Raw genomic sequence first — 21,461 nt, 5'->3', positions numbered from 1 at the left:
ATCCGCGAATGCGGCCGGCAAGCCGCCGGCGACGATCAACAGGAAACGCCCTCCCCCACCGCACGCCCGCGGGGCTCGTTTCCGGGAGGACATGATGGCGCTGCCCGCTCTCTTGAAAGATAGCCTCGAACTGCCGGTGGTCGGCTCGCCGCTCTTCATCGTCTCCGGACCGGAGCTGGTGATCGCGCAGTGCAAGGCGGGCGTGGTCGGCTCGTTTCCGGCGCTCAACGCCCGCCCGGTCGAGAAGCTGGACGAATGGCTGAGCCGCATCGAGGATGAGCTCGGCGAATACAAGTCGCGCAATCCCGGCAAAAAGGTCGCGCCCTACGCGGTCAACCAGATCTGCCATGCCTCCAACGACCGGCTGATGAAGGATATGGAAACCTGCGTAAAGCACAGGGCCCCCATCATCATCACCTCGCTGCGGCCGCCGGCCGAGATCGTCGAGGCCGCGCACTCCTATGGCGGGCTGGTGTTCCACGACGTCATCAACGTCAAGCATGCGCGCAAGGCCGCCGAGCAAGGCGTCGACGGGCTGATCCTGGTGTGCGCCGGCGCCGGCGGCCATGCCGGCATGCTGTCGCCGTTCGCGCTGGTGCGCGAGGTCAAGCAATGGTTCAAGGGCACGATCCTGCTGTCAGGCGCGATCAGCGACGGCTTCGGCGTCGCCTCCGCCGTGACGCTCGGGGCCGATCTCGCCTATATGGGCACCCGCTTCATCGCGAGCGCGGAGGCTAACGCAGCCGAAGCGTACAAGACGGCGCTGGTTCAGCATGCCGCCCACGACATCGTCTATACGAATCTGTTCACCGGCGTGCACGGCAACTATCTCGGGCCCTCGATCGCCGCCGCCGGGCTCGATCCAGACAATCTGGCGGTCGCCGACAAGACGAAGATGAATTTCGGTTCCGGCGGCAACACGAAATCCAAGGCATGGCGCGATATCTGGGGCTCAGGCCAGGGCATCGGCCAGATCACCGACGCGCCGCCGGTCGCCGAGCTGGTCGATCGGATGAAAGCGGAATTCGATCAGGCCCGGCAGGATCTGCTGATCCGCGCCAGCGCCTGACGTTTCAGACTGACAAGACACCGGGAGGACACCATGAAGCTTGCAGCTGTACTAATCGGCATTTCCTTGCTGACGCTCGCCGCCGGGGGCGCCTGCGCCGAGGGCAGCGACGAGATCCGGATCGGGCAGACCCTGCCTTACAGCGGTCCGGCCTCAGGCTTCGGCGCGATCGGGCGGACCCAGGAGGCGTTCTTCGACAAGGTCAATGCCGAAGGCGGCATCAACGGACGCAAGATCAAGTTCATCACGCTGGATGACGCCTATTCGCCGCCGAAGACGGTCGAGCAAACCCGCAAGCTGGTGGAGCAGGACGAGGTGCTGATGATGTTCGGCTCGCTCGGCACCGCCACCAACAGCGCCGTGCAGCGCTACCTCAACGCCAAGAAGGTGCCGCAGCTGTTCGTGCTCTCGGGCGCCACCAAATGGGCCGATCCGCAGAAGAATCCGTGGACCATGCCGGGCATGGCGGCCTACGAATCCGAGGGCGTGGTCTATGCCAAATACATTCTGCAGACCAAACCCGACGCCAAGATCGCGATCCTGTCGCAGAATGACGATTTCGGCCGCGACTATGTCGCGGGCTTCAAACGCGCGCTCGGGCCCAAGGCGGCCGGCATGATCATCGCGGAGGCGAGCTACGAGACCAGCGCGCCGACGATCAGCTCGCAGCTGTCGACGCTCAAGGCCTCGGGCGCCAACGTGCTGTTCGGCGTCGTGCTCGGCAAGTTCACCTCGCAGATGGTCAAGGGCGTGGCCGAGATCGGCTGGAAGCCGGACCTGTTCTTCGTGCCCACCTCGGCCTCGTCGATCTCGTTCCTGGAGCCGGCTGGGCTGGACAATGCGGTCGGCCTGATCTCGTCGAGCAACCAGAAGGACACGATGGACCCGCAATGGGCCGACGATCCCGGCGCGAAGGAGTATTTCGCGTTCATGAAGCAGTACATGCCGACCGCGGATCTCTCCAATTCGAACTACGCCGCCGGTTACCACTATGCCACGCTGCTGATGACGGTGCTCAAGGCGTGCAAGGATGACCTCAGCCGCGACAACATCATGCGCCAGGCGGCCTCGCTCAAGGACGTGAAGCTGCCGCTGTTGCTGCCGGGCATGACCGTCACGACCGCCCCGGACGACTATCTGCCGTTCCAGCAGCTTCAGCTGCGACGCTTCAACGGCAAGAGCTGGGTGAGTTTCGGCGACGTGCTGGACGACCGCTAGGCCTGGCGGATAAGGACGCGACATGATCATCAGCGGTGAACGCCGGATCGACTATCCCGACCTCCATGCAGGGATCAGACGCGCGGCGGGCGGCTTCAGCGCGCTCGGCGGACGGGAGGGCACGCCGGTCGCCATGATGCTGCGCAACGATTTCGCACTGTTCGAGGTGGTCGCAGCTTCAGCTGCGCTCGGCAGACCGGTGGTGCCGATCAACTGGCACCTGAAGGCCGCCGAGGTCCGTTACATCCTTGCCGACAGCGGCGCCGACATCCTGATCTGCCATGCCGACCTGCTGCCGCAGATCAGCGGCGGTCTGCCCGACGGCCTGACCCTCATGGTGGTGCCGACGCCGCCGGAGATCGCCACGGCGTTCGACATCCCGCCCGCGCTGACGGAAGTTCCGGACGGACTGACCGATTGGGACAAGTGGCGGGACGACCAGACGGAACTCGCCCAGCCAGCGCAGCGCGGCGCGCCGATGTTTTACACCTCGGGCACCACGGGCATGCCGAAGGGCGTGCGACGGATGCCAATGCGCCCCGATCAGGTCGCGGCCTCCGAACGCGTCGGCGCGATCGCCTATGGCGTCAAGCCGAACGAGAGGCAGATCGTGCTGATCAACGGCCCGATGTACCATTCCGCCCCGCACTCCTACGGCATGCTGGCCTATCGCAGCGGCTGCACCATCGTGCTGGAGGCCCGGTTCGATCCGGAAGAGCTGTTGCAGCTGGTCGAGCACCATCGCGTCACCCACATGCATATGGTGCCGACGATGTTCGTGCGCCTGCTGCGGCTGCCCGACGCCGTGAAGCGGCGTTATGATCTGTCCTCGTTGCGCTTCGTCGTTCATGGCGCTGCGCCCTGCCCGCCCGACGTGAAAAAGGCGATGATCGATTGGTGGGGGCCGGTCATCAACGAATATTTCGGCTCGACCGAGACCGGAATTCCGGTGTGGCATTCCGCTGCCGAAGCCCTGAAGAAGCCCGGCACCGTCGGTCGCGCCATCGAAGGCGGCATCGTCAAGATCTTCCACGGCGACGGCCGGCCGTGCGGCGTGAAGGAGCCCGGTGAGATCTACATGCGGCAGACCTCGGTCCCGGATTTCGACTATCACGGCAAGGCCGAGGCCCGCGCCGAGGCCGGCCGCGACGGCCTGGTCAGCGTCGGCGACGTCGGCTATCTCGACGAGGACGGTTACCTGTTTCTGTGCGACCGCAAGCGCGACATGGTGATCTCCGGCGGGGTCAACATCTACCCCGCCGAGATCGAGAACGCGTTGATTGGAATGCCGGGCGTGCACGACTGCGCCGTGTTCGGCATACCCGACGCCGAATTTGGCGAGCGGCTGTGCGCCTATGTCGAGCCCGAACCGGGTGCCGAACTTTCATCCGCGGCCGTCCAATCGTTCCTGCGCGAGCGGCTCGCCAACTTCAAGGTGCCGAAGGACGTCGAATTCCGCGACGCGCTGCCGCGCGAGGCCACCGGAAAGATCTTCAAGCGCAAGCTGCGGGAGCCGTATTGGGCCAGCCGGAGTCCCGGCGCGTAAGCTGACGCGGCGGAGGCGGAGGCGGAAGCCCGAAACAGCGTCAGGCCGCATGCCGCCAGAGCAAGGTCACATGCCCGCACCGCTTGGATCGGCGGCTTTTTTGCGCATCGCGATACGGTATACGGTCGACCTCAGAGGAAACGCCGCGAAGACGGCACGAGGTCGCGTATGCTGGACAGGACGAAAGACATTTCCGCATCTGCGCAAGCCTGGCTCGATGAATTCGAGCGGGTGCTCGGCCAATCCGATGGCGCTGCGCTGAACCGCCTCTTCGCTGTCGACAGCTACTGGCGCGACGTGCTGGCATTGAGCTGGAACCTGCAGACGATCGCGGGCCGCGCTGCGATCGTGGATGCGTTGCCCGCGCTCGCACCGAAGGCGGCGCCAAGCCATCTCAAGATCGCGACAAACCGCGCGCCGCCGCGCTGGGTCGCCCGCGCCGGCACCAACACGATTGAGGCCATCTTCCAGTTCGAGACTGCGCTTGGCCGTGGCAGCGGCATCCTGCGGCTCGTCCCCGATGCCGCCGACGGCGACCGGTTGAAGGCATGGACGCTGCTCACCGCGCTCGATGAATTGAAGGGCTTTGAGGAGCAGCTCGGCACGTCGCGGCCGCGGGGGCAGGCCTATTCGCGCGATTTCCGCGGGCCGAACTGGCTCGACCTGCGCAATGCCTCGCGCGAGTACTGTGAGCGCGATCCCATCGTGCTGGTGGTCGGCGGCGGCCAGGCCGGGCTTGCGATCGCGGCGCGGTTGAAGCAGCTGAATATCGACACGCTGATCGTGGATCGCGAGGCGCGGATCGGCGACAATTGGCGCAAGCGGTATCGCGCGCTGACCCTGCACAACCAGGTGCAGGTCAACCATCTGCCCTACATGCCGTTTCCGCCGAGCTGGCCGGTCTATATCCCCAAGGACAAGCTCGCGAACTGGTTCGAGTCGTACGTCGACGCCATGGAGCTGAATTTCTGGACCGGCACCGAATTCGAGGCAGGTGCCTACAGCCAGACAGAGGGCCACTGGACAGTCACGCTGCGACGCGCCGACGGCAGCAGGCGCACCATGCATCCGCGCCATGTGGTAATGGCGACCGGCGTCAGCGGTATCGCAAACGTCCCTCACATTCCGAGCCTGGAGAATTTCAACGGCACGCTGCTGCATTCGAGCCGCTACGAGGACGGCGAGGCATGGCGAGGCAAGCGCGCCATCGTCATCGGCACCGGCAACAGCGGCCACGACATCGCGCAGGATCTCTGTTCCAGTGGCGCGGATGTGACGCTGGTGCAGCGTTCGCCGACGCTGGTCACCAATATCGAGCCGTCGGCGCAACTCGCCTACGCGATCTATAATGAGGGCACGCTCGAGGACAACGATCTGATCGCGACCTCGATGCCGACGCCGCTCGCCAGGAAGACCCATGTGATGCTGACGGAGCAATCGAAAGAGCTCGACAAGGAGCTTCTTGACGGCCTCCGCCGCGTCGACTTCAAGCTCGACTTTGGCGAGGCCGGCACCGGCTGGCAGTTCAAATACCTCACCCGCGGCGGCGGCTATTATTTCAACGTCGGCTGCTCCAACCTCATCGTCGAGGGCGCCATCAAGCTCATCCAGTTCGCCGACATCGTCAGCTTCGTCGCCGATGGCGCGCGGATGAACGATGGAGCGATCCTCCCCGCCGATCTCGTCGTGCTCTCGACCGGCTACAAGCCGCAGGAATGTCTGGTGCGAAAGCTGTTCGGGGACGCGGTCGCCGATCGCGTCGGCCCGATCTGGGGCTTTGGCGACGGCCTCGAGCTGCGCAACATGTATGCGCGCACCGGGCAGCCGGGCCTGTGGTTCATCGCCGGCAGCCTCGCACAATGCCGGATCAATTCGAAATATCTCGCGCTGCAGATCAAGGCGATTGAGGAAGGGATTTTGGGGCGAACGTAACCACACCCGTCATTCCGGGGCGCGCATAGCGCGAACCTGGCATCCATTCGTCCCCGAAAATGCCGTACGATGGATTCCGGGTTCACGCTTCGCGTGCCCCGGAATGACAACAAGAGAGGACATTCAATGCCAGCCATTCTCGGCAGCGGCGACCACCGTTACCGCGTCGTCGAAAATTTCGCAAAGCTGCCGGACGGCTGGACGCTGACCGATGTCGCCGCGGTCGCGGTCGACAGCAAGGACCAGGTCTACGTCTTCAACCGCGGTGCCCATCCGATGGTTGTGCTCGACCGCGCAGGTAATTTCCTGCGCAGCTTTGGTGAAGGCCTGTTCTCCCGCGCGCACGGGCTGCATATCGACGCCGACGACAATCTCTACTGCACGGATGACGGCGACCACACCGTGCGCAAATGCACCACCGACGGCAAGGTGCTGCTGACGATCGGGATCCCCGCAAAACCCGCCGCCTTCATGAGCGGCGAGCCTTTCCATCGCTGCACGCACTCCGCGCTGTCGCCGAAGGGCGAGATCTACGTCTCCGATGGCTATGGCAATGCCCGTGTGCACAAGTTCACGCCGGACGGCAAGCTGATGACAAGCTGGGGCGAGCCCGGCACCGATCCCGGCCAGTTCAATATCGTGCACAACATCGCGACCGATGCCGACGGCTGGGTCTATGTCGCCGACCGCGAGAACCATCGCGTGCAAGTGTTCAATGGCGAGGGCAAATACGAGACGCAGTGGAACAATCTACACCGGCCCTGCGCGCTGTGCTGTTGCGGCGGCAAGACACCGACCTTCGTGATCGGTGAACTCGGTCCAGGCCTCGCCATCAACCGCAATGTGGCCAATCTCGGCCCGCGGCTGTCGATCGTGGACGCAAACGGCAAGCGCATCGCGCGGCTCGGCGGCGAAGACGGCCCGGGCATCGCCAGCGGCAAGTTTCTGGCGCCACATGGCATCGCGCTGGATTCCAGGGGCGACATCTATGTCGGAGAGGTCGGCGTCACCAACTGGGACACCAGCTTTCCGGACCAGGAGATGCCGGCGGTGGTGCGCGCGACGCGGTGCTTGCAGAAGCTGGAGCGGGTGCGCGAATAACCCTCAGGCGCAAGGCCGGAGATACGCTGGGGCAACATAGTTCCGCGTCGGCTGGACCCGCGCCGGATCGCGGCTTTTTGAGCCGTTTTGCCACCCCGTCGCCGTATTGCTTGGGCCTGAATAAGTCGCTCAACGGGCTTCACAATCCCGTCACGCTGCATGTAGTATGTCTGTACATGCTGCTTCGCAGCGTACATGGAGGCCGGGAGCGTTACTTGAACGCACATGTCTCGCAAGGCAGTTGGCCGGTGTTGGTGCTGAATGCGGACTTCCGGCCGCTGAGTTACTATCCACTGTCTCTGTGGTCGTGGCAGGACGCGATCAAGGCGGTGTTCCTCGAACGCGTCAATATCGTCGCGCATTACGATCAGGCGGTTCATAGTCCCACCCTGCAAATGCAGCTGCCGAGCGTCGTCTCGCTCAAATCCTTCGTCAAGCCGACCACCCACCCCGCCTTCACCCGGTTCAACGTCTTCCTGCGCGATCGTTTCGCCTGCCAATATTGCGGCTCGCCCGAGGACCTCACCTTCGATCACATCATCCCGCGCAGCAAAGGCGGCCAGACCACCTGGGAAAACGTGGTTGCGGCGTGCTCGCCCTGCAATTTGCGCAAGGGAAATCTGACGCCGGTCCAGGCCAAGATGTTTCCGCGCCAGCACGCCTTCGCCCCGACGGTGCACCAGCTCCACCGCAACGGCCGCCTGTTTCCGCCAAACTATCTGCACGAGAGCTGGCTGGACTATCTGTACTGGGATACGGAGCTGGATCCGTAGCGGTGGCGCACATCGCCTCCTCGTGCTGCTCGGTATTGGAGCCGGTTACGGCGCGATGATGTCCAGCCTGTCCCGCGGCGGAATGGTCGGCTTGAATGCCTCGAGCGCTGCAGTCACCTCCGCCGCGTCGGCCAATGGCGTGCGGTAGAAGGCGACATCTCGTTGCGACAGGGTCACCGTCGTCGTTCGCAGCACGGCGACCTTTGTCCAGGTCGACGGCACACCTTTCGGAAACCAGGCGTCGTAGATCATCACCAGGCCGACACCGTGATCGCTGGCAAGCGCTGCCATTTCCGCAGGTCCATACTGCCCCGCGGTCCTTGCCTTCCGCACCTGTTCCGAACCAAGGCCCCAGAGATCCAGCGCGTAGTGGCGATTGCCGTAGGCGACCAGCCCGAGATCGTTGACCGCAACCGCGCGCCTGTAAAACGATTGGGCGAAACGAGCCATCTGGTATTGCTGCTCGTAGATATCACTCGCAGCGATCGGCGTGACCAGCGCGGTGGTCGCGTAAGGCATCGCAGCAACGCCGAGCCCCACGACCAGCACGACTTTCGTGACGGACCACTGCAAGGCGGACAAGCTCGGCCTGAGCTGCGCGACGGCCCAAAGCAACGCTGCCGCCGCAAGTGCCATGATGTAGACCTCATACCGGTTGAACCAGCCATATTGACCGAACACCAGATGCGCGGCGATGGCTGCAAGAATGGTCAGGCAGACGACCGGCGCCTTGCGTTCGGTGCGCAGCCAGGAGGCGCAACCGGCCAGCGCAAGGCCGAGCAGAATAAGCCGCAGGCCATAGGAACTGGTTATGCTCCGCATCATATTCTTGACAAGCGCGGGCAAATTGCCCGCGGACTCGTCGAGATTGGCGAGATAGCCTTTCAACAGCACAGAACTCGGCAGCAGCGGAAGACCGCGCGACGCCATCAGCGCGAAATAGCCAGCCAAGCTCATGACGATAACGAGCGCGGCGCCGGCGGCAAACCGCCGATGACCGAGCAGCGCGAAGCCGGCAATGGCCGCACAGGCAAACGCGGCCCCCTCGAACCGGATCAGGGGAAGCAGCACCAGAGCAATAAAGTGCAGCGGCGTTGGCGTGCCTCCGCGAGCCGCCGCAATCAAGCCGACGAAGGTTACGACGGACGCCCACACATGAACGCTGTGTTCCATGCCGGTCATGGGCAGCGCCACGGCGCTGACGTTGAATATCAGGATCAGCGCGATCAAATAGCCGAACGGCCGATCGTTGGCGTCATCGAACAACCCGCTCTGTTCCAGAGCACGCAGGAGAGCAAACACTGTCGCACATGCGGCAGCGCCGTTGATCAGCAGCGGGCCGAATGCGCCGAGATGCAGCGCCTCGGTCAGCGCGAGAAGATAAGGCCAGATGATCGAGGAGCTTGGCGATGAATATTCACCGGCATTGACGCCATATCCGCCGGAGAGAATCTGGTCGGCAACGGCGAGATGGATATAGGCGTCATCGAGGGTGAAGACGAGCCTGAAGTCGCACTGCGCCAAGCTGGCGACGAACTCGGCGGCAAACAGCCAGAACCAGATCAGCACGGCAACGGTTGAGGGGCGTGTCCACACGCGAACGCTGGAGCTCGCGGACGACAACCCGCCTGCCTGGTTCAGGCGATCGCAATCGTTCACGGCAACCGTCACAGAGCTCTCCCGGGACCCAAAGCCGAACCCAGCCCTCGTCCACCGCACCCTATACGAGCAAGAGTTTAATCACGGATTTCCGCCAAGCATTCCTGATCGCCAAGCATGCCTGATCACAAGGCATGCCTGATCCTTTGCGTCAGCATTCGTTAACGACGATGAGCTCCTGGCCTCACTGTCCGGGGCATCACGTTTCTGAGCTGCATGAACGACCCGTTACCGTCCGTTAAGCCTGAGGCGGCAAGCTCTGCCCCACGCGCAACGGCGCTTCCCGTTGTTCGATCCTCCGTCAATTGGCCAGGTCGCTTCATTCTCATGCTCACCTCAACGCTGGAGCAGATTCAGGCGTCGCCACGCAAGCGGACGATTTATGTCTGCGTCATTGTCACGCTGCTGGCCACCATACTCGTCATCAAGACCTTCCGGTTCCTTGAGGCAGGATTCTGGTACGGCGGCCAGACCGCCGATTTTGCGGCCTTCCATATTGTCGCGCAACGGAGCTGGCTTGGCGATCTCGACCTGACCTATCAGTTCTCGTCGTTCCTGAAGATGCAGCACGCGGCGGCCGGCGGCCCGGCTGACGTCATGCCGTGGACCTACCCGCCGCAATTCGACCTGCTTCTCGCGCCGCTCGCATTCCTGCCGGGCTGGGCCGCCTATTTTGTCTTCACGGCGGTCACGCTCGCAGCCTATCTGATGGCGCTTCGTGCCGTAGCGGGAAACAATTTTGCGCAGGTGCTCGTCGTCGTCTTCCCGGCGATCGCGATCGCGATAGCCTGCGGCCAGAACGGCCTGTTGACGGGAGCGCTGATCGGACTGATCTGCATCAACGCGGAACGGCGCCCGGTTCTGGCGGGCCTCGCGCTCGGCGTGATGGTCATCAAGCCACATTTGGCCATTGCAGCGGGCGCCTACATGCTGCTGACGCGCCGCTGGCCGACGGTCCTGACGGCCGCGGCCGTGGTGGTCGCGAGCTCGCTCCTCTGCACGCTCGCCTTCGGCCCGCAGATCTGGATCGCCTGGCTCGGCAGCATCCGGGAAGCTGCAGACTATCTGGAGGAGGGCCGGTACCAGCTGTTTCGGATGATCTCGGCCTATGCAGCACTGTACAACGCCGGCGTCCCCGCTGCCGGAGCGTTCTGGGGGCAGATGGCGATGGCGGGTCTCGCGCTCGTCGCTGTCGCACTCGCCGTCGCACGCGGACCGTCGCACCGCTTCGCGCTCGGCGTCGCCGCGGTCGCCTCCGTGATGATCAGCCCCTACGCCTACGACTACGACCTGCCGATCGTGGGGATCGGTCTCGCATTGTTGCTTCCTGATCTTGCCACGCTGGCGAGCCCGCGCGAGCGCGGCGCGATCTATGGGCTCATCCTGCTGGCCAATGCCTACGGGCTGCTGCAATCGGCGCGTCTAGCCGCGGAGAAGGTCGGCTCCAGCGACTTGCAGCGCTACATGACCCCGGCCGTCGGCGGATTCGCGCTCATGGCCGTGCTGGCGATGCTGTTGTGGTTGCTGCTGCGCGACGCCAAACCGGCGGCGGTCCGCCTGCATGGTGAGCCCGCGTAACTTCACGCACGTCGCGCACTTGCCCTGAGTGGTCATGCCGCTGCCGTATGCGGCCCATGCGGATCACGGAACCGGAAAGCCCGGCGCTCGTTCAGTTGGGAGGCCCACGCGGCGTGTGCCGCGGCGCAACCGAGGGAGCTCACCATGCCCACAGCCGAGCGGGATCACGTCTACAAGATTCTGGAACTGGTCGGATCGTCCGAGAACTCGATCGAGGATGCGATCAAGAATGCGGTCAGCCGCGCCGCCAAATCCGTTCGCGAGATGAAATGGTTCGAGGTGGTGCAGACGCGCGGCCACATCGAAAACGGCACCGTGCGCCACTATCAGGTGACGCTGCGCGTCGGGTTCACGCTGGAAGGATGAGGCAGCAGCGGCGAGCGACGCCGGTGCGGACCGGCATGGTTAACATCCTCCGAGCGTAACCCGTCGAAATGTCGACGGGGCTCGTCCGGCCGAATACGGGTTCGCACAATGCGCGCGGATGATGCAATAGCCCGTTAAGGCCAAAGTGAGAGGTTTGCGCCGAACGGAGCAAGCCTGATGATCACGGGCCGCGAATTCGGCAGGACGCGTCTTCCGCTCTGGGCAGCGGGATTCGTGGTGCTGATCTGCGCCGCGATCCTCGGCCTGAGTGGCTGGCGCGAATGGGAAGCGCGCGCTACCGAACTCAAGAACGCCGAGATCGACGTCGCCAATCTGGCGCAATCGCTGGTCCAGCATGCCGACGACACGTTCGAGCTGGTCGATACGCTCCTCATCGGTCTGGTGCATCGGCTTGAGCTCGATGGAACCGGCCCGGACACGATCGTAAAGTTGCAGGCCTATCTGCCGACCCGCAAATCATCGGACCGCGTTCGCGGCATTTTCGTGTACGACGAGACCGGCCGATGGCTTGCAACCACCGAGCATGTCGATTTCTCCAAGCTCAACAACAGCGACCGTGGATATTTCCAGCGTCATCGCGACTCGCCGGATCCGGGCACGCTGATCGGGCGGCCCGTCAAAAGCCGCGCCGGCGGCCAGTGGGTCATCACCGCGTCGCGGCGGATCAACCATCCCGATGGCAGCTTCGCCGGCGTGGCCCTGCTCACGATCGACGTCGACTATTTCGTCAGGTTCTACGAACGGTTCGACGTCGGCTCGAACGGCTCGACGTCGCTGCTGAACAATGACGGCATTATGCTGGCGCGCAGCGGCGACAACAGCGGCGCCTTCGTGGGACGCGACCTGTCGAATGCACCATTGTTCAAGCAATGGGAAAGCCGGCCGGCCGCGTCCGTCTACTACTTCAAATCGCCGCTCGATAACGTCCAGCGGCTGAGCTACTACCAGCGCAGCAGCCGGTATCCCCTGATGGTGCTCGCGAGCAAGTCGCAGGATGAGGTGTTGGCTCCCTGGCTACGCGCGGCGCTCGTACGCATGAGCGTCGTCCTTGGCCTCGTGCTGCTGATCGCGGTGATCGGCTTCTACCTAGTCCGCCAGCTGTTGCAGCGCCAGCGCACGGCACAGGTCCTGGCCGCCAACGAAGCCCATTTCCGCCTGTTGGCCGAGCAATCCAGCGACATGGTGACCCGGATCGACCTGGACGACCGGCTGCTCTACATCTCTCCGTCATGCGCGCGCATCATCGGCTGGTCTCCCGACCATCTCGTCGGCACGTCGTCCGTGGCCGGCATCCACGCGGAGGATATGGAACGGGTCGCGCAGACCATTGCCGCGCTGAAGAAGGGCGAGGCCGAGGAGGCGAGGCTTGTCTATCGTCAGCGCCATCGCGAGAAGGGCGAGATCTGGGTCGAGGCGGCTCTGCACGTGACGCGAGCCTCCGACAGCGGCGAGATCGATGGTGTCGTGGCGGTGGTGCGCGACATGACCGAGCAAAAGGGCTTGCAGGACAAGCTCACCTCGCTCGCGGCGACCGACGGTCTGACCGGGCTCGCCAACCGGCGCGCATTTGACGAGCGCCTCGCGGACGAATGGGCACGCGCCCGGCGCGATGGCACGCAGCTTTCCCTCCTGCTGATCGACGTCGATCATTTCAAGTCGTTCAACGACCACTACGGGCATCTGGCGGGCGACGGTTGCCTGCGCGTGCTGGGTCGGATTCTGTCCGCCCATGCCAAGCGCCCGGCCGATCTCGCGGCGCGCTACGGCGGCGAGGAATTCGCGGTGCTGTTGCCGAACATCGACGCGGGTGGCTGCGCCGGAGTCGGCGAGGAAATTCGCGGCGCATTGCGCGACCTCGCCATGCTGCATGCGCAGAATCTGCCGTCGCGGCTCGTCACGGTAAGCGTCGGCGCCGCGACGGGGTTTCCATCCCAGACCACGACCGACTGTAATGCGCTGGTGGCAGCCGCCGACCGCGCGCTCTACGCCGCCAAGGACAGCGGCCGCGACCGGCTGGTGATGTCGGGTCAGGTCGTGGCCTGGCCGGCAAAAAGCGCCTGACCAAATCGGCTGCAACCCTCCGCGGCGGTCGACATCGGCCATCACACGTTCGCCCCTCGCAGCCAAGGTTTGTCGAATGCGTTCCGACCGGATATGACTGTGCCCACGGCCGGATGTCTCGGCCAGGCCGAGAGTGTGCTGGTGACTGACGGGATCAAGCTTGTCCTCTTCGACATGGACAATGTCCTCTGCGACTACGACAGGGAAAAGCGCGTCGCATTTCTGGCGGAGCTTGCGGGCTGCACCAGCGAGTTCGTCCACAAGGCGATCTGGGAAGCCGGGTTCGAACTTCTCGGCGATTCCGGCGCGCTCGATGCCGCGGACTATTTGCGGGGCTTCGGCGAACGCATCGGTTATCCGCTGTCCCTCGATGAATGGGTGGAGGCGCGGCGCCGTTCGATGACGGCCGATCGCGCCATGCTGGAGATTACCGGCCGCTTGCGCGATACCGTGGATATTGCGGTCTTGACCAACAACACCACGCTCGTGACCGACCATATCGACACGCTGCTGCCGGAATTGCGGCCGCTGTTCGGCTCCAGAATCTACACCTCGGCCCAGTTCAAGACGGCCAAGCCGGATCCACACTGCTATCGCCTCTGCCTGTCGGAGCTACAGGTGGCGCCGCAGACCGTCCTGTTCGTCGACGACCTCGCGGAAAACGTCACCGGCGCACGCGAGGCTGGCCTCTTTGCGTATCATCACACGTCGCTAGAGGCTTTCAGCAAGGCCTTGTCCGAGCACGGCCTGTGCTCAGAGAGATGAACGCGTGTCCCGCCTGGTTCGACATCAGGCGAGATGGCACGCCACGAAGTGCCCGCCAGCACCTTCCCTCAGCTCCGGCGCGCTCTCCGCGCAGCGCGGTTCGGCGATCGGGCAGCGGGTGTGGAAGTGGCAGCCTGATGGCGGCTTCATCGGGCTCGGCACATCGCCCTTGAGCCGGATGCGGGCACGCTTGAGCTTGGGATCCGGCACCGGCACGGCGGAGAGCAGCGCCTTGGTGTAGGGATGCTGCGGATTGCGGTAAAGGTCGCTGGCCTTGGCTAGCTCGACGATGCGACCGAGATACATCACCGCGACGCGGTCCGAGATGTGCTCGACCACCGACAGGTCATGTGCAACGAAGAGATAGGTGAGATTCAACTCGGCCTGGAGATCTTCCAGCAGGTTGATGACCTGCGCCTGGATCGACACGTCGAGCGCCGACACCGGCTCGTCGCAGACGATCAGTTTTGGTTCGACCGCAAGCGCGCGCGCGATCACGATGCGCTGGCGCTGCCCGCCGGAGAATTCATGCGGGTAGCGGCGCATATGCTCTGGCTTGAGGCCCACTTTCACGAGCAGGCTCGCGACCCGCTCTTCGCGCGCTTTGGCGGAGGACGCGAGATTGTGAATGATGAGGGCTTCGCCGAGGATGGAGCCGATCGTCATGCGCGGATTGAGCGAGGCGAACGGATCCTGGAACACCAGTTGCATGTTCCGCCGCATCGCGCGCAGATCGTTGCCGCTGAGCTTGCGCACGTCCTGGCCGTCGAAGGTGACCTCGCCGTCGGTCGGCTCGATCAGGCGCAGCACGCAGCGGCCCGTCGTCGATTTGCCGCAGCCGGATTCGCCGACAAGCCCGAGCGTCTCGCCGCGATTGACCGAGAACGACACGCCGTCGACCGCATAGACGCTGCCGACCTGGCGCGACATCAGGCCGCCGAGCACGGGGAAATGCTTCTTCAGGTTGGAGACGCGCAGCAAAGGTTCGCTCATGCCGCGTCTCCCAGATGACAGGCCATGCGATGGCCTGGCGCGATCTCGCGCAACAGCGGCTCCTTCTCGGTGCAGATGCTCATGGCGTGGCGGCAGCGCGGCGCAAAGCGGCAGCCGACCGGCGGATTGATCAGGATCGGCACCGAGCCGCCGATCGCCTCGAGCCGGATCTTGTGCTCGGCTGCGAGGTCGATGCGCGGAATCGAGCGGATCAGGCCTTGGGTATAGGGGTGGCCGGGATGGGCGAACAGGTCGTCGACATCAGCCTCCTCCACCACCTTGCCGGCATACATCACCACCACGCGCTGCGCGGTCTCGGCGACGACGCCCATGGCATGGGTGATCAGCATCACCGCCATGCCGAAGCGTTCCTTCATGTCCTGCAACAGATCGAGGATCTGCGCCTGGATGGTGACGTCGAGTGCGGTGGTTGGCTCGTCGGCGATGATCAGCTTGGGCTTGCAGGCGAGCGCCATCGCGATCATGACGCGCTGGCGCATGCCGCCGGAGAACTGATGCGGATAGTTGTGCACGCGGCCTTCCGCATTGGGAATCTGCACCAGCTTCAGCATCTCGATGGTGCGCTCGAGCGCCTGCTTTCGGGTGACGTTCTCGTGCCGGCGCAGGCTCTCGGAGATCTGCTCACCGACGGTGAGCACCGGGTTGAGCGAGGTCATCGGCTCCTGGAAGATGAAGCCGATCTCCTTGGCCCGGATGTCATCGAGCTGGTTGCTCGTCAACGGGACCAGATCGCGGCCCTCGAAGATGATCTCGCCCGCCGCGATGCGGCCGGGCGGCATCGCGATCAGCTTCAGGATCGACATTGCGGTGACGGTCTTGCCGCAGCCGGACTCACCGACGACGCAGAGCGTCTCGCCGCGGTTGATGGAGATGTCGACGCCGTCGACTGCCTGGAGGATGCCGTCGTCGGTGGAGAAATGGGTTTTCAGCCCCTTGATCTCGAGCAGCGGCGCCATCAGATCACCCGTCGCGCATCGAGCGCGTCACGCAGACCGTCGCCGATGAAATTGATGGCGACCACCGCGATGAAGATCGCGCCGCCCGGAAACAGCGCCCAGTGCGGACCGATGTCGAGGAAGTCCTTGGCATCGAACAGCAGCCGGCCCCAGGTCGGGGTATCCGGCGGAAACCCGAGGCCCAGAAACGACAGCGTCGATTCCGCGATGATCGCGGCGGCAACATCGATAGTGCCGGCGATGATCACCGGACCGAGCGCGTTGGGCAGGATATGGCGCACCACCTGCCGCACCGGGCTCGCGCCCAGCGCGCGCGCGGCTTCGACGAATTCCTTCTCGCGGATCGACAGGAACTGCGCGCGCACGAGCCGCGCCACCGGCATCCAGCGCAGCCCGCCGATTACCAGCACGATCAGGATGAAGATGCCGCCCTCGGGCCCGAACGCGGCCTTCAGCCCATCGCGAAACAGGTAGATCAGCAGGAGCAAGAGCGGCAGCTGCGGCAGCGACAGGAAGAGGTCGGTGAGCCACATCAATCCGTGCCCGAGCGCGCCGCGCGACATGCCGGCCAGCGCCCCGATCAGCGTGCCGATGAACACCGAGACCAGCATCGCGGCGAGCCCGACCGCAAGCGAGATGCGGCCGCCATAGATCATGCGCGCCAGAATATCCTGACCGAGATCGTCGGTGCCGAAGGGATGCGCCAGCGAGGGCCCCTGCAGGCCCGCCACGACGTCGATGTCGTTGATCGAGACGCGCCAGAGGAAGGGGCCGATCACCACCGCCAAAATCAGAATGAGGAGCAGGAAGGCGCTGACAAGGGCGAGCTTGTGGCGGCTGAAGCGCCGCCACATCTCGCGCCCGGGCGAGTAGACGCCCCGCTCAGCGGAGGGAGATGCGAGGGTCAAGCCAGCCATACAGCACATCCGCAATGAGATTGAAAAGCACCACAAGGCACGCGAAGACGAAGGTGACGGACATCACCACCGGCGTGTCGTTGGACAGGATGGAGGAAATCAGCAGCGAACCGATGCCGGGGATGCGGAAGATCTGCTCGGTGATGATGGCGCCGCCGAACACCGCAGGCATTTGCAGCGCGATGAGGGTGACGACCGGGATCATGGCGTTGCGCATCACGTGCTTGATGATCACGCGGCGCTGGCCGAGGCCCTTGGCGCGCGCCGTGGTGACGTAATCGAGCCGGATCACGTCCAGCATCGCCGAACGCACGAAGCGCGTCATCGATGCGGCCTGGAATAGTCCGAGCACCGCCACCGGCATGATCGCCTGCCGGATCATCTCCAGCACCCAGCGGATGCCGGTGGCCTTGATGTCGGTCGAATAGACGAACGGCAGCCAGTCCAGCGTCACCGAGAAGATCAGGATGAACAGGAGGCCGGTGAAGAAGGTCGGCAGCGAGAAGCCGATGAAGGCGAGCGTGTTTGCGATCTGGTCGAACAGCGAATAGGGCTTCGTCGCAGCATAGACGCCGACGGGAATCGCGATCAGCAGCGCCAGGATTTGCGCGGAGCCGATCACGTAGAGCGTCGCCGGCAGGCGCTGCAGGATCAGCGTGTCGACGTTCATCCGGCTGACAAAGGAGAAACCCCAGTCGCCGTGCAGCATGGCGTTGAGCCAGTGCAGGTACCGAAGGTAGATCGGATCGTCGAGGCCGAACCTGGCCCGAAGCGCCGCCTGCACTTCGGGCGGCACATTCGGATTGGTCGCCAGCTCCGAGAACGGATCGCCGGGGGCAAGCGCCAGCACCACGAACAGCACCAGCGAAATCGCCAGCAGGCTCGGAATGGCGACCAGAAGCCGACGCAGGACATATTGACTCATCAGGGAAGATTCCCGTCTAGGCCTGCGATCACGCCTCCCGGTACCAGTCCTGGATGTTGTCCGTCTCGTTCGCCCAGCCACTGATCGCCGGCCGCAGGGAGTTGGACGCGGCTTCCACCTTCAGGCGATGCATCACCGGAATGAACACCGTGTCCTGCCACAACAGGTCGTTGCACTTGATGTAGAGCGCGGCGCGTTTGACCGGATCGGTTTCGGTTTCGGCCGCAGCAATGGCCTCATCATAATCTTTGCTGACATAGCGCGGGAAATTCTGGCCTTGCCACTTGTTCTCCTTGGTGGCCACGTTGGCGGAGATGTAGCGGCGCATGTGCAGAGCCGGGTCCGGCTGGGTCATCGGGATCTGGAATTCCTCGATGTCCGCGTAGAACTTGGGGTAGGTGTCGGGGTTGGCAACGTCGGAAGAGAAGAACACCGAGGCGACAACCGATTTCAGCTCCACCTCGATGCCGGCCTTCTGGCAGGCCTGCTTGACGATCGCCTGGGTCTTCTGGCGCGGACCGTTGGTCGAGGTCTGGTATAGGAGCTTCAGCTTCTTTCCGTCCTTCTCGCGGACGCCGTCCGCGCCGACTTTCCACCCGGCCTCGTCGAGCATCTTCGACGCCTTCTCGACGCTAAACTCCCATGAGGTGTTCTTGGACACGAACTTCTCGGGACCGTTGAGGTAGTTGGCCGTCGCGCGACCGGCGCGACCGTAAATCGCCTTCTTGACGGACTCGCGGTCGACCAGCAGGGACAGCGCCTTGCGAACGTTCGGATCCGAGAGGATCGGATGCTTGGTCTTCATCGAGGACCGCTCGCCATCGACCTCGGTGTTCGGGTCCGTAAAGTTGATAGCGATAAACTCGATGTCGCCGCCCACGGCGTAAACGGTCTTGCCTTTGCCGCCCTTCTCGAGACGCAACAGCACATCGTCTTCGACCTGCATGTTCCAGGCAAAATCAAACTCACCGGTCTGGATCACCGCCCGTGCCGCAGAGACGGCATCGCCGCCGCCCTTCATATCGATGGTGTCGAAATACGGGCGGTTGGGCATGTGGTAGTCGGGATTGAGCGCGCCGCGAACGAGATCGCCCGGCTTGAACTCGACGAATTTGTAGGGGCCGGTGCCCACGGGGGCGAGATTGGTCGCAGCTTCGCGGGATTTCGATCCCTTGAACTCGGCAAACAGATGCTTGGGAATAACACATCCGTAGGCGCCGACGAACGCATTGGCCCAGAATGGCGTCGGGCTCTTGAACAGGATACGGATGGTGAGGTCGTCCACCTTCTCGACCGTCATGTCGGCGTAGGTGCTGATGGAGACGGCCGCCGTTGCGGGATCGCTGGCGTAGGCCCAGGTAAACACGAAATCGTCGGCCGTCAGGGGTTTGCCGTCATGCCATTTGACGCCAGGCTTGATTTTCCATGTCACAGATTTGGCGTCGGCCGCCAGGCCGCCATTCGCAAGCGAGGGAATTTCCGCCGCAAGGATCGGATTGAGATTGCCGTCTGCATCCCAGCTCGCCAGCGGCTCATAGAACAGGCGCGAGCCGTCCTGATCCTTGGTGCCGGTGGCGAAATGCGGATTGAGCAAGGTCGGCCCTTGCCACCACAACAGCTTCAGCGGGCCGCCGCCGCCGCGCTTGGTCGGAGGATAGGGGACGGGGCTCTGCGCCATCGCAACACCGCCAAGCGCCAGGATCTGGTTCGCCAATGGCGCGGTGAGACCCACGGCGGCAAGGCGTTGGATGAAGGCGCGGCGATCCATCCGCCCGTCCTTCACGTCACCGATCATCGAACGCAGTTCTTTATCCAGCATGGTTGTCCCCGTCTGGTTCCCGGATGGATACGAGCGGCCGCAAGATGGGGCCGCCGAATTTAGCTGGCGGTAGATGGCACACTGAATAGGGCAGACGTCAACTGCGACCGTATGTATGCAAACGGTCTTCTGGCTGTCGGTTGGGCAAAAACTGCGTTCCGCAGCCCAAGCCTTCGGCATTCCGGCGTCAAAACGCGCCGGATTCCGCATTGCAATGCGGAAAATTTGTTCGCCGGATCAGACGAAGTATCGAGACGAAACTCTACACCAAGGACATGTCGAGCGGCGGGGCGACATGATCCGGCAGCGGGCAGACGTAAGGCGTCCTGGCCGTCCGCTTCGTCAGATCCGCCTTCGCAGCCTTGATCAGCTCCGGCTCCGTCAACGCCTTGATGCCGAGGCCGGCCATGGCCTTGGCTGCCTGCACCATCGCCTTATGAGCATGTGCGCTCTTGCCCTGCGCCACCACCTGCCAGGTGTGGAAAGGCGTGCCGATTGCAACCGTCGGTGCGTGGACCTGGACGGTCGGCACCACCCAGCTCACGTCCCCCACATCCGTCGAGCCGACCAGCGGGTTGCGCTTGGCATCCAGCGGCACCAGGAAGTCGGCGAGCGGTCGATCGGTCGGTTCCATGCCGATGGCGTAGTAGATGGACGAGATGTCCTTGTCGCTCAGCGTGGCCCGGATCTGGCTCGCGAAGCTGTTGTCCGCATCGTCGAAATGCGGCGGTCCGAGTTCTTCCATGACCCGGTGCAGCGCCTGCTCGAGCGGCGTGTTGGGCAGGATGTTGGAGACCGCGGAGATGATCTTCATCTCGACCTTGGTCTCGGTCATCAGCGCCGCGCCCTCTGCGATCTTGCTCACGCGCCCGACCAGCTCGTTCATGCCGGGCAGATCACGGGCGCGAATGGAGTAGCGCACCCGCGCATGGGCCTGCACCACGTTGGGGGCGATGCCGCCGGTGTCGAGCAACGCATAATGCACGCGTGCGTCGCTCGGCATGTGCTCGCGCATGTAGTTGACGCCGACATTCATCAATTCCACCGCGTCGAGGGCGGAGCGGCCGAGATGCGGCGATGCCGCCGCGTGCGACGTGCGGCCGGTGAAGATGAAGTCGGCCCGGGTATTGGCGAGCGACGGCGTTACCGCCACTTCCCAGAAGCTGTGCGGATGCCAGGTGATGGCGATATCGGCGTCTTCGAATGCGCCGGAACGCACCATGAAGGCTTTTGCCGCGCCGCCTTCTTCAGCAGGGCAGCCGTAATAGCGCACCCGGCCCGGCACCTTGTTCTCGGCAAGCCAGTCCTTGACCGCGGTCGCGGCAAGCAGCGCGGCCGAGCCGAGCAGATTGTGACCGCAGCCATGGCCATGCCCGCCGGTCTCGACTGGACGGTGCTCGGCGATGCCAGCCTCCTGGCTCAGCCCCGGCAGCGCATCATATTCACCCATGAAGGCGATCACCGGCCCGCCCTCGCCCCACTCACCCATCACGGCGGTCGGAATACCGGCGAGGTTCTCGGTGATGCGGAAACCCTGGTGACGCAATTCGGCGAGATGCTCGGCCGCGGACCGCGCCTCGGTGTAGCACACTTCGGGCATGCCCCAGACCCTGTCGCTCAGGTCGATGAAACGCGCCTTGATGGTGTCGATACCACGCCAGATGTCGCTGCGGTTATCCATTGCTTCGGTCCGTGATTGGGTCAAACGAAGCGGCAATGGTTAGCAGCTTCATTGCGACCC

At 64.0% G+C, this 21,461-nt stretch carries 17 protein-coding genes; 10 read left to right on the top strand and 7 right to left on the bottom strand.

The annotated features are described in order from the left end of the window. Positions 1-94 precede the first annotated feature (94 nt). The 6 genes from AC0L2O_RS14550 to AC0L2O_RS14525 all read left to right on the top strand — a co-directional run bounded on the left by AC0L2O_RS14550 (position 95) and on the right by AC0L2O_RS14525 (position 7,639). On the top strand, positions 95-1,069 hold the full coding sequence (locus AC0L2O_RS14550; RefSeq protein WP_473370201.1) for an NAD(P)H-dependent flavin oxidoreductase: 975 nt from the start codon (positions 95-97) through the stop codon (positions 1,067-1,069). 33 nt (positions 1,070-1,102) lie between these two features. Further along, positions 1,103-2,287 (top strand): ABC transporter substrate-binding protein, encoded by a 1,185-nt coding sequence (locus AC0L2O_RS14545; protein WP_473370200.1) that lies wholly within the window; start codon positions 1,103-1,105, stop codon positions 2,285-2,287. A 22-nt stretch (positions 2,288-2,309) separates the two neighbouring features. Continuing rightward, on the top strand, positions 2,310-3,833 hold the full coding sequence (locus AC0L2O_RS14540) for an acyl-CoA synthetase (protein WP_473370199.1): 1,524 nt from the start codon (positions 2,310-2,312) through the stop codon (positions 3,831-3,833). Between the two features lie 168 nt (positions 3,834-4,001). Beyond that, positions 4,002-5,765 (top strand): flavin-containing monooxygenase, encoded by a 1,764-nt coding sequence (locus AC0L2O_RS14535; protein ID WP_473370198.1) that lies wholly within the window; start codon positions 4,002-4,004, stop codon positions 5,763-5,765. A 126-nt stretch (positions 5,766-5,891) separates the two neighbouring features. Beyond that, a complete protein-coding gene (locus AC0L2O_RS14530; RefSeq protein ID WP_473370197.1) occupies positions 5,892-6,866 on the top strand; it encodes a peptidyl-alpha-hydroxyglycine alpha-amidating lyase family protein in 975 nt (324 codons plus the stop codon). A 215-nt stretch (positions 6,867-7,081) separates the two neighbouring features. After that, complete coding sequence (locus AC0L2O_RS14525; protein WP_369720761.1) at positions 7,082-7,639, top strand: HNH endonuclease; 558 nt, start codon at positions 7,082-7,084, stop codon at positions 7,637-7,639. 45 nt (positions 7,640-7,684) lie between these two features. Here the strand turns inward: AC0L2O_RS14525 and AC0L2O_RS14520 are convergent, their stop codons facing one another. Then, on the bottom strand, positions 7,685-9,310 hold the full coding sequence (locus AC0L2O_RS14520) for a hypothetical protein (RefSeq protein ID WP_473370196.1): 1,626 nt from the start codon (positions 9,308-9,310) through the stop codon (positions 7,685-7,687). 315 nt (positions 9,311-9,625) lie between these two features. Here AC0L2O_RS14520 and AC0L2O_RS14515 point away from each other — a divergent pair, with 315 nt between their 5' ends. The 4 genes from AC0L2O_RS14515 (at position 9,626) to AC0L2O_RS14500 (ending at position 14,089) form a co-directional block, all read left to right on the top strand. Beyond that, on the top strand, positions 9,626-10,876 hold the full coding sequence (locus AC0L2O_RS14515) for a glycosyltransferase family 87 protein (RefSeq protein WP_473370195.1): 1,251 nt from the start codon (positions 9,626-9,628) through the stop codon (positions 10,874-10,876). A 144-nt stretch (positions 10,877-11,020) separates the two neighbouring features. Next, entirely contained in the window at positions 11,021-11,242 is a 222-nt protein-coding gene (locus tag AC0L2O_RS14510; RefSeq protein WP_473370194.1) for a dodecin, read from the top strand. A 177-nt stretch (positions 11,243-11,419) separates the two neighbouring features. Then, positions 11,420-13,324: a sensor domain-containing diguanylate cyclase gene (locus AC0L2O_RS14505; protein WP_473370193.1), complete on the top strand. Its 1,905-nt coding sequence runs from the start codon at positions 11,420-11,422 to the stop codon at positions 13,322-13,324. Positions 13,325-13,417: 93 nt separating this feature from the next. Next, positions 13,418-14,089, top strand: coding sequence for an HAD family hydrolase (locus AC0L2O_RS14500; RefSeq protein ID WP_473370192.1), 672 nt, complete (start codon positions 13,418-13,420; stop codon positions 14,087-14,089). A gap of 24 nt (positions 14,090-14,113) precedes the next feature. Here AC0L2O_RS14500 and AC0L2O_RS14495 read toward each other — a convergent pair whose 3' ends face one another. The 6 genes from AC0L2O_RS14495 to AC0L2O_RS14470 all read right to left on the bottom strand — a co-directional run bounded on the left by AC0L2O_RS14495 (position 14,114) and on the right by AC0L2O_RS14470 (position 21,401). Next, positions 14,114-15,082: an ABC transporter ATP-binding protein gene (locus AC0L2O_RS14495; protein WP_409191684.1), complete on the bottom strand. Its 969-nt coding sequence runs from the start codon at positions 15,080-15,082 to the stop codon at positions 14,114-14,116. Then, a complete protein-coding gene (locus AC0L2O_RS14490) occupies positions 15,079-16,059 on the bottom strand; it encodes an ABC transporter ATP-binding protein (protein ID WP_369720754.1) in 981 nt (326 codons plus the stop codon). The genes AC0L2O_RS14495 and AC0L2O_RS14490 overlap by 4 nt, the downstream gene beginning before the upstream one ends. Next, a complete protein-coding gene (locus AC0L2O_RS14485; protein ID WP_409191683.1) occupies positions 16,059-16,976 on the bottom strand; it encodes an ABC transporter permease in 918 nt (305 codons plus the stop codon). The genes AC0L2O_RS14490 and AC0L2O_RS14485 overlap by 1 nt, the downstream gene beginning before the upstream one ends. Further along, entirely contained in the window at positions 16,942-17,901 is a 960-nt protein-coding gene (locus AC0L2O_RS14480; protein ID WP_409191682.1) for an ABC transporter permease, read from the bottom strand. The genes AC0L2O_RS14485 and AC0L2O_RS14480 overlap by 35 nt, the downstream gene beginning before the upstream one ends. Positions 17,902-17,929: 28 nt before the next feature. After that, complete coding sequence (locus AC0L2O_RS14475) at positions 17,930-19,720, bottom strand: peptide ABC transporter substrate-binding protein (protein WP_473370191.1); 1,791 nt, start codon at positions 19,718-19,720, stop codon at positions 17,930-17,932. Positions 19,721-19,982: 262 nt separating this feature from the next. Further along, complete coding sequence (locus AC0L2O_RS14470) at positions 19,983-21,401, bottom strand: M20 family metallopeptidase (protein ID WP_473370190.1); 1,419 nt, start codon at positions 21,399-21,401, stop codon at positions 19,983-19,985. Between the last annotated feature and the right edge of the window lie 60 nt (positions 21,402-21,461).

It is taken from the genome of Bradyrhizobium sp. Kon10 (genome assembly GCF_055807395.1).
The sequence above is the reverse complement of the archived record's forward strand: the minus strand, read 5'-3'. Positions and strand labels throughout refer to the sequence as shown.

Excerpts from the sequence above, each read along its gene's own strand:
- AC0L2O_RS14475 (WP_473370191.1), bottom strand. The coding sequence starts at position 19,720 with ATGCTGGATAAAGAACTGCGTTCGATGATCGGTGACGTGAAGGACGGG.
- AC0L2O_RS14515 (WP_473370195.1), top strand. The coding sequence starts at position 9,626 with ATGCTCACCTCAACGCTGGAGCAGATTCAGGCGTCGCCACGCAAGCGG.
- AC0L2O_RS14495 (WP_409191684.1), bottom strand. The coding sequence starts at position 15,082 with ATGAGCGAACCTTTGCTGCGCGTCTCCAACCTGAAGAAGCATTTCCCC.
- AC0L2O_RS14530 (WP_473370197.1), top strand. The coding sequence starts at position 5,892 with ATGCCAGCCATTCTCGGCAGCGGCGACCACCGTTACCGCGTCGTCGAA.
- AC0L2O_RS14485 (WP_409191683.1), bottom strand. The coding sequence starts at position 16,976 with ATGGCTGGCTTGACCCTCGCATCTCCCTCCGCTGAGCGGGGCGTCTAC.
- AC0L2O_RS14480 (WP_409191682.1), bottom strand. The coding sequence starts at position 17,901 with ATGAGTCAATATGTCCTGCGTCGGCTTCTGGTCGCCATTCCGAGCCTG.
- AC0L2O_RS14500 (WP_473370192.1), top strand. The coding sequence starts at position 13,418 with ATGACTGTGCCCACGGCCGGATGTCTCGGCCAGGCCGAGAGTGTGCTG.
- AC0L2O_RS14505 (WP_473370193.1), top strand. The coding sequence starts at position 11,420 with ATGATCACGGGCCGCGAATTCGGCAGGACGCGTCTTCCGCTCTGGGCA.
- AC0L2O_RS14535 (WP_473370198.1), top strand. The coding sequence starts at position 4,002 with ATGCTGGACAGGACGAAAGACATTTCCGCATCTGCGCAAGCCTGGCTC.
- AC0L2O_RS14550 (WP_473370201.1), top strand. The coding sequence starts at position 95 with ATGGCGCTGCCCGCTCTCTTGAAAGATAGCCTCGAACTGCCGGTGGTC.
- AC0L2O_RS14470 (WP_473370190.1), bottom strand. The coding sequence starts at position 21,401 with ATGGATAACCGCAGCGACATCTGGCGTGGTATCGACACCATCAAGGCG.
- AC0L2O_RS14510 (WP_473370194.1), top strand. The coding sequence starts at position 11,021 with ATGCCCACAGCCGAGCGGGATCACGTCTACAAGATTCTGGAACTGGTC.
- AC0L2O_RS14490 (WP_369720754.1), bottom strand. The coding sequence starts at position 16,059 with ATGGCGCCGCTGCTCGAGATCAAGGGGCTGAAAACCCATTTCTCCACC.
- AC0L2O_RS14545 (WP_473370200.1), top strand. The coding sequence starts at position 1,103 with ATGAAGCTTGCAGCTGTACTAATCGGCATTTCCTTGCTGACGCTCGCC.
- AC0L2O_RS14540 (WP_473370199.1), top strand. The coding sequence starts at position 2,310 with ATGATCATCAGCGGTGAACGCCGGATCGACTATCCCGACCTCCATGCA.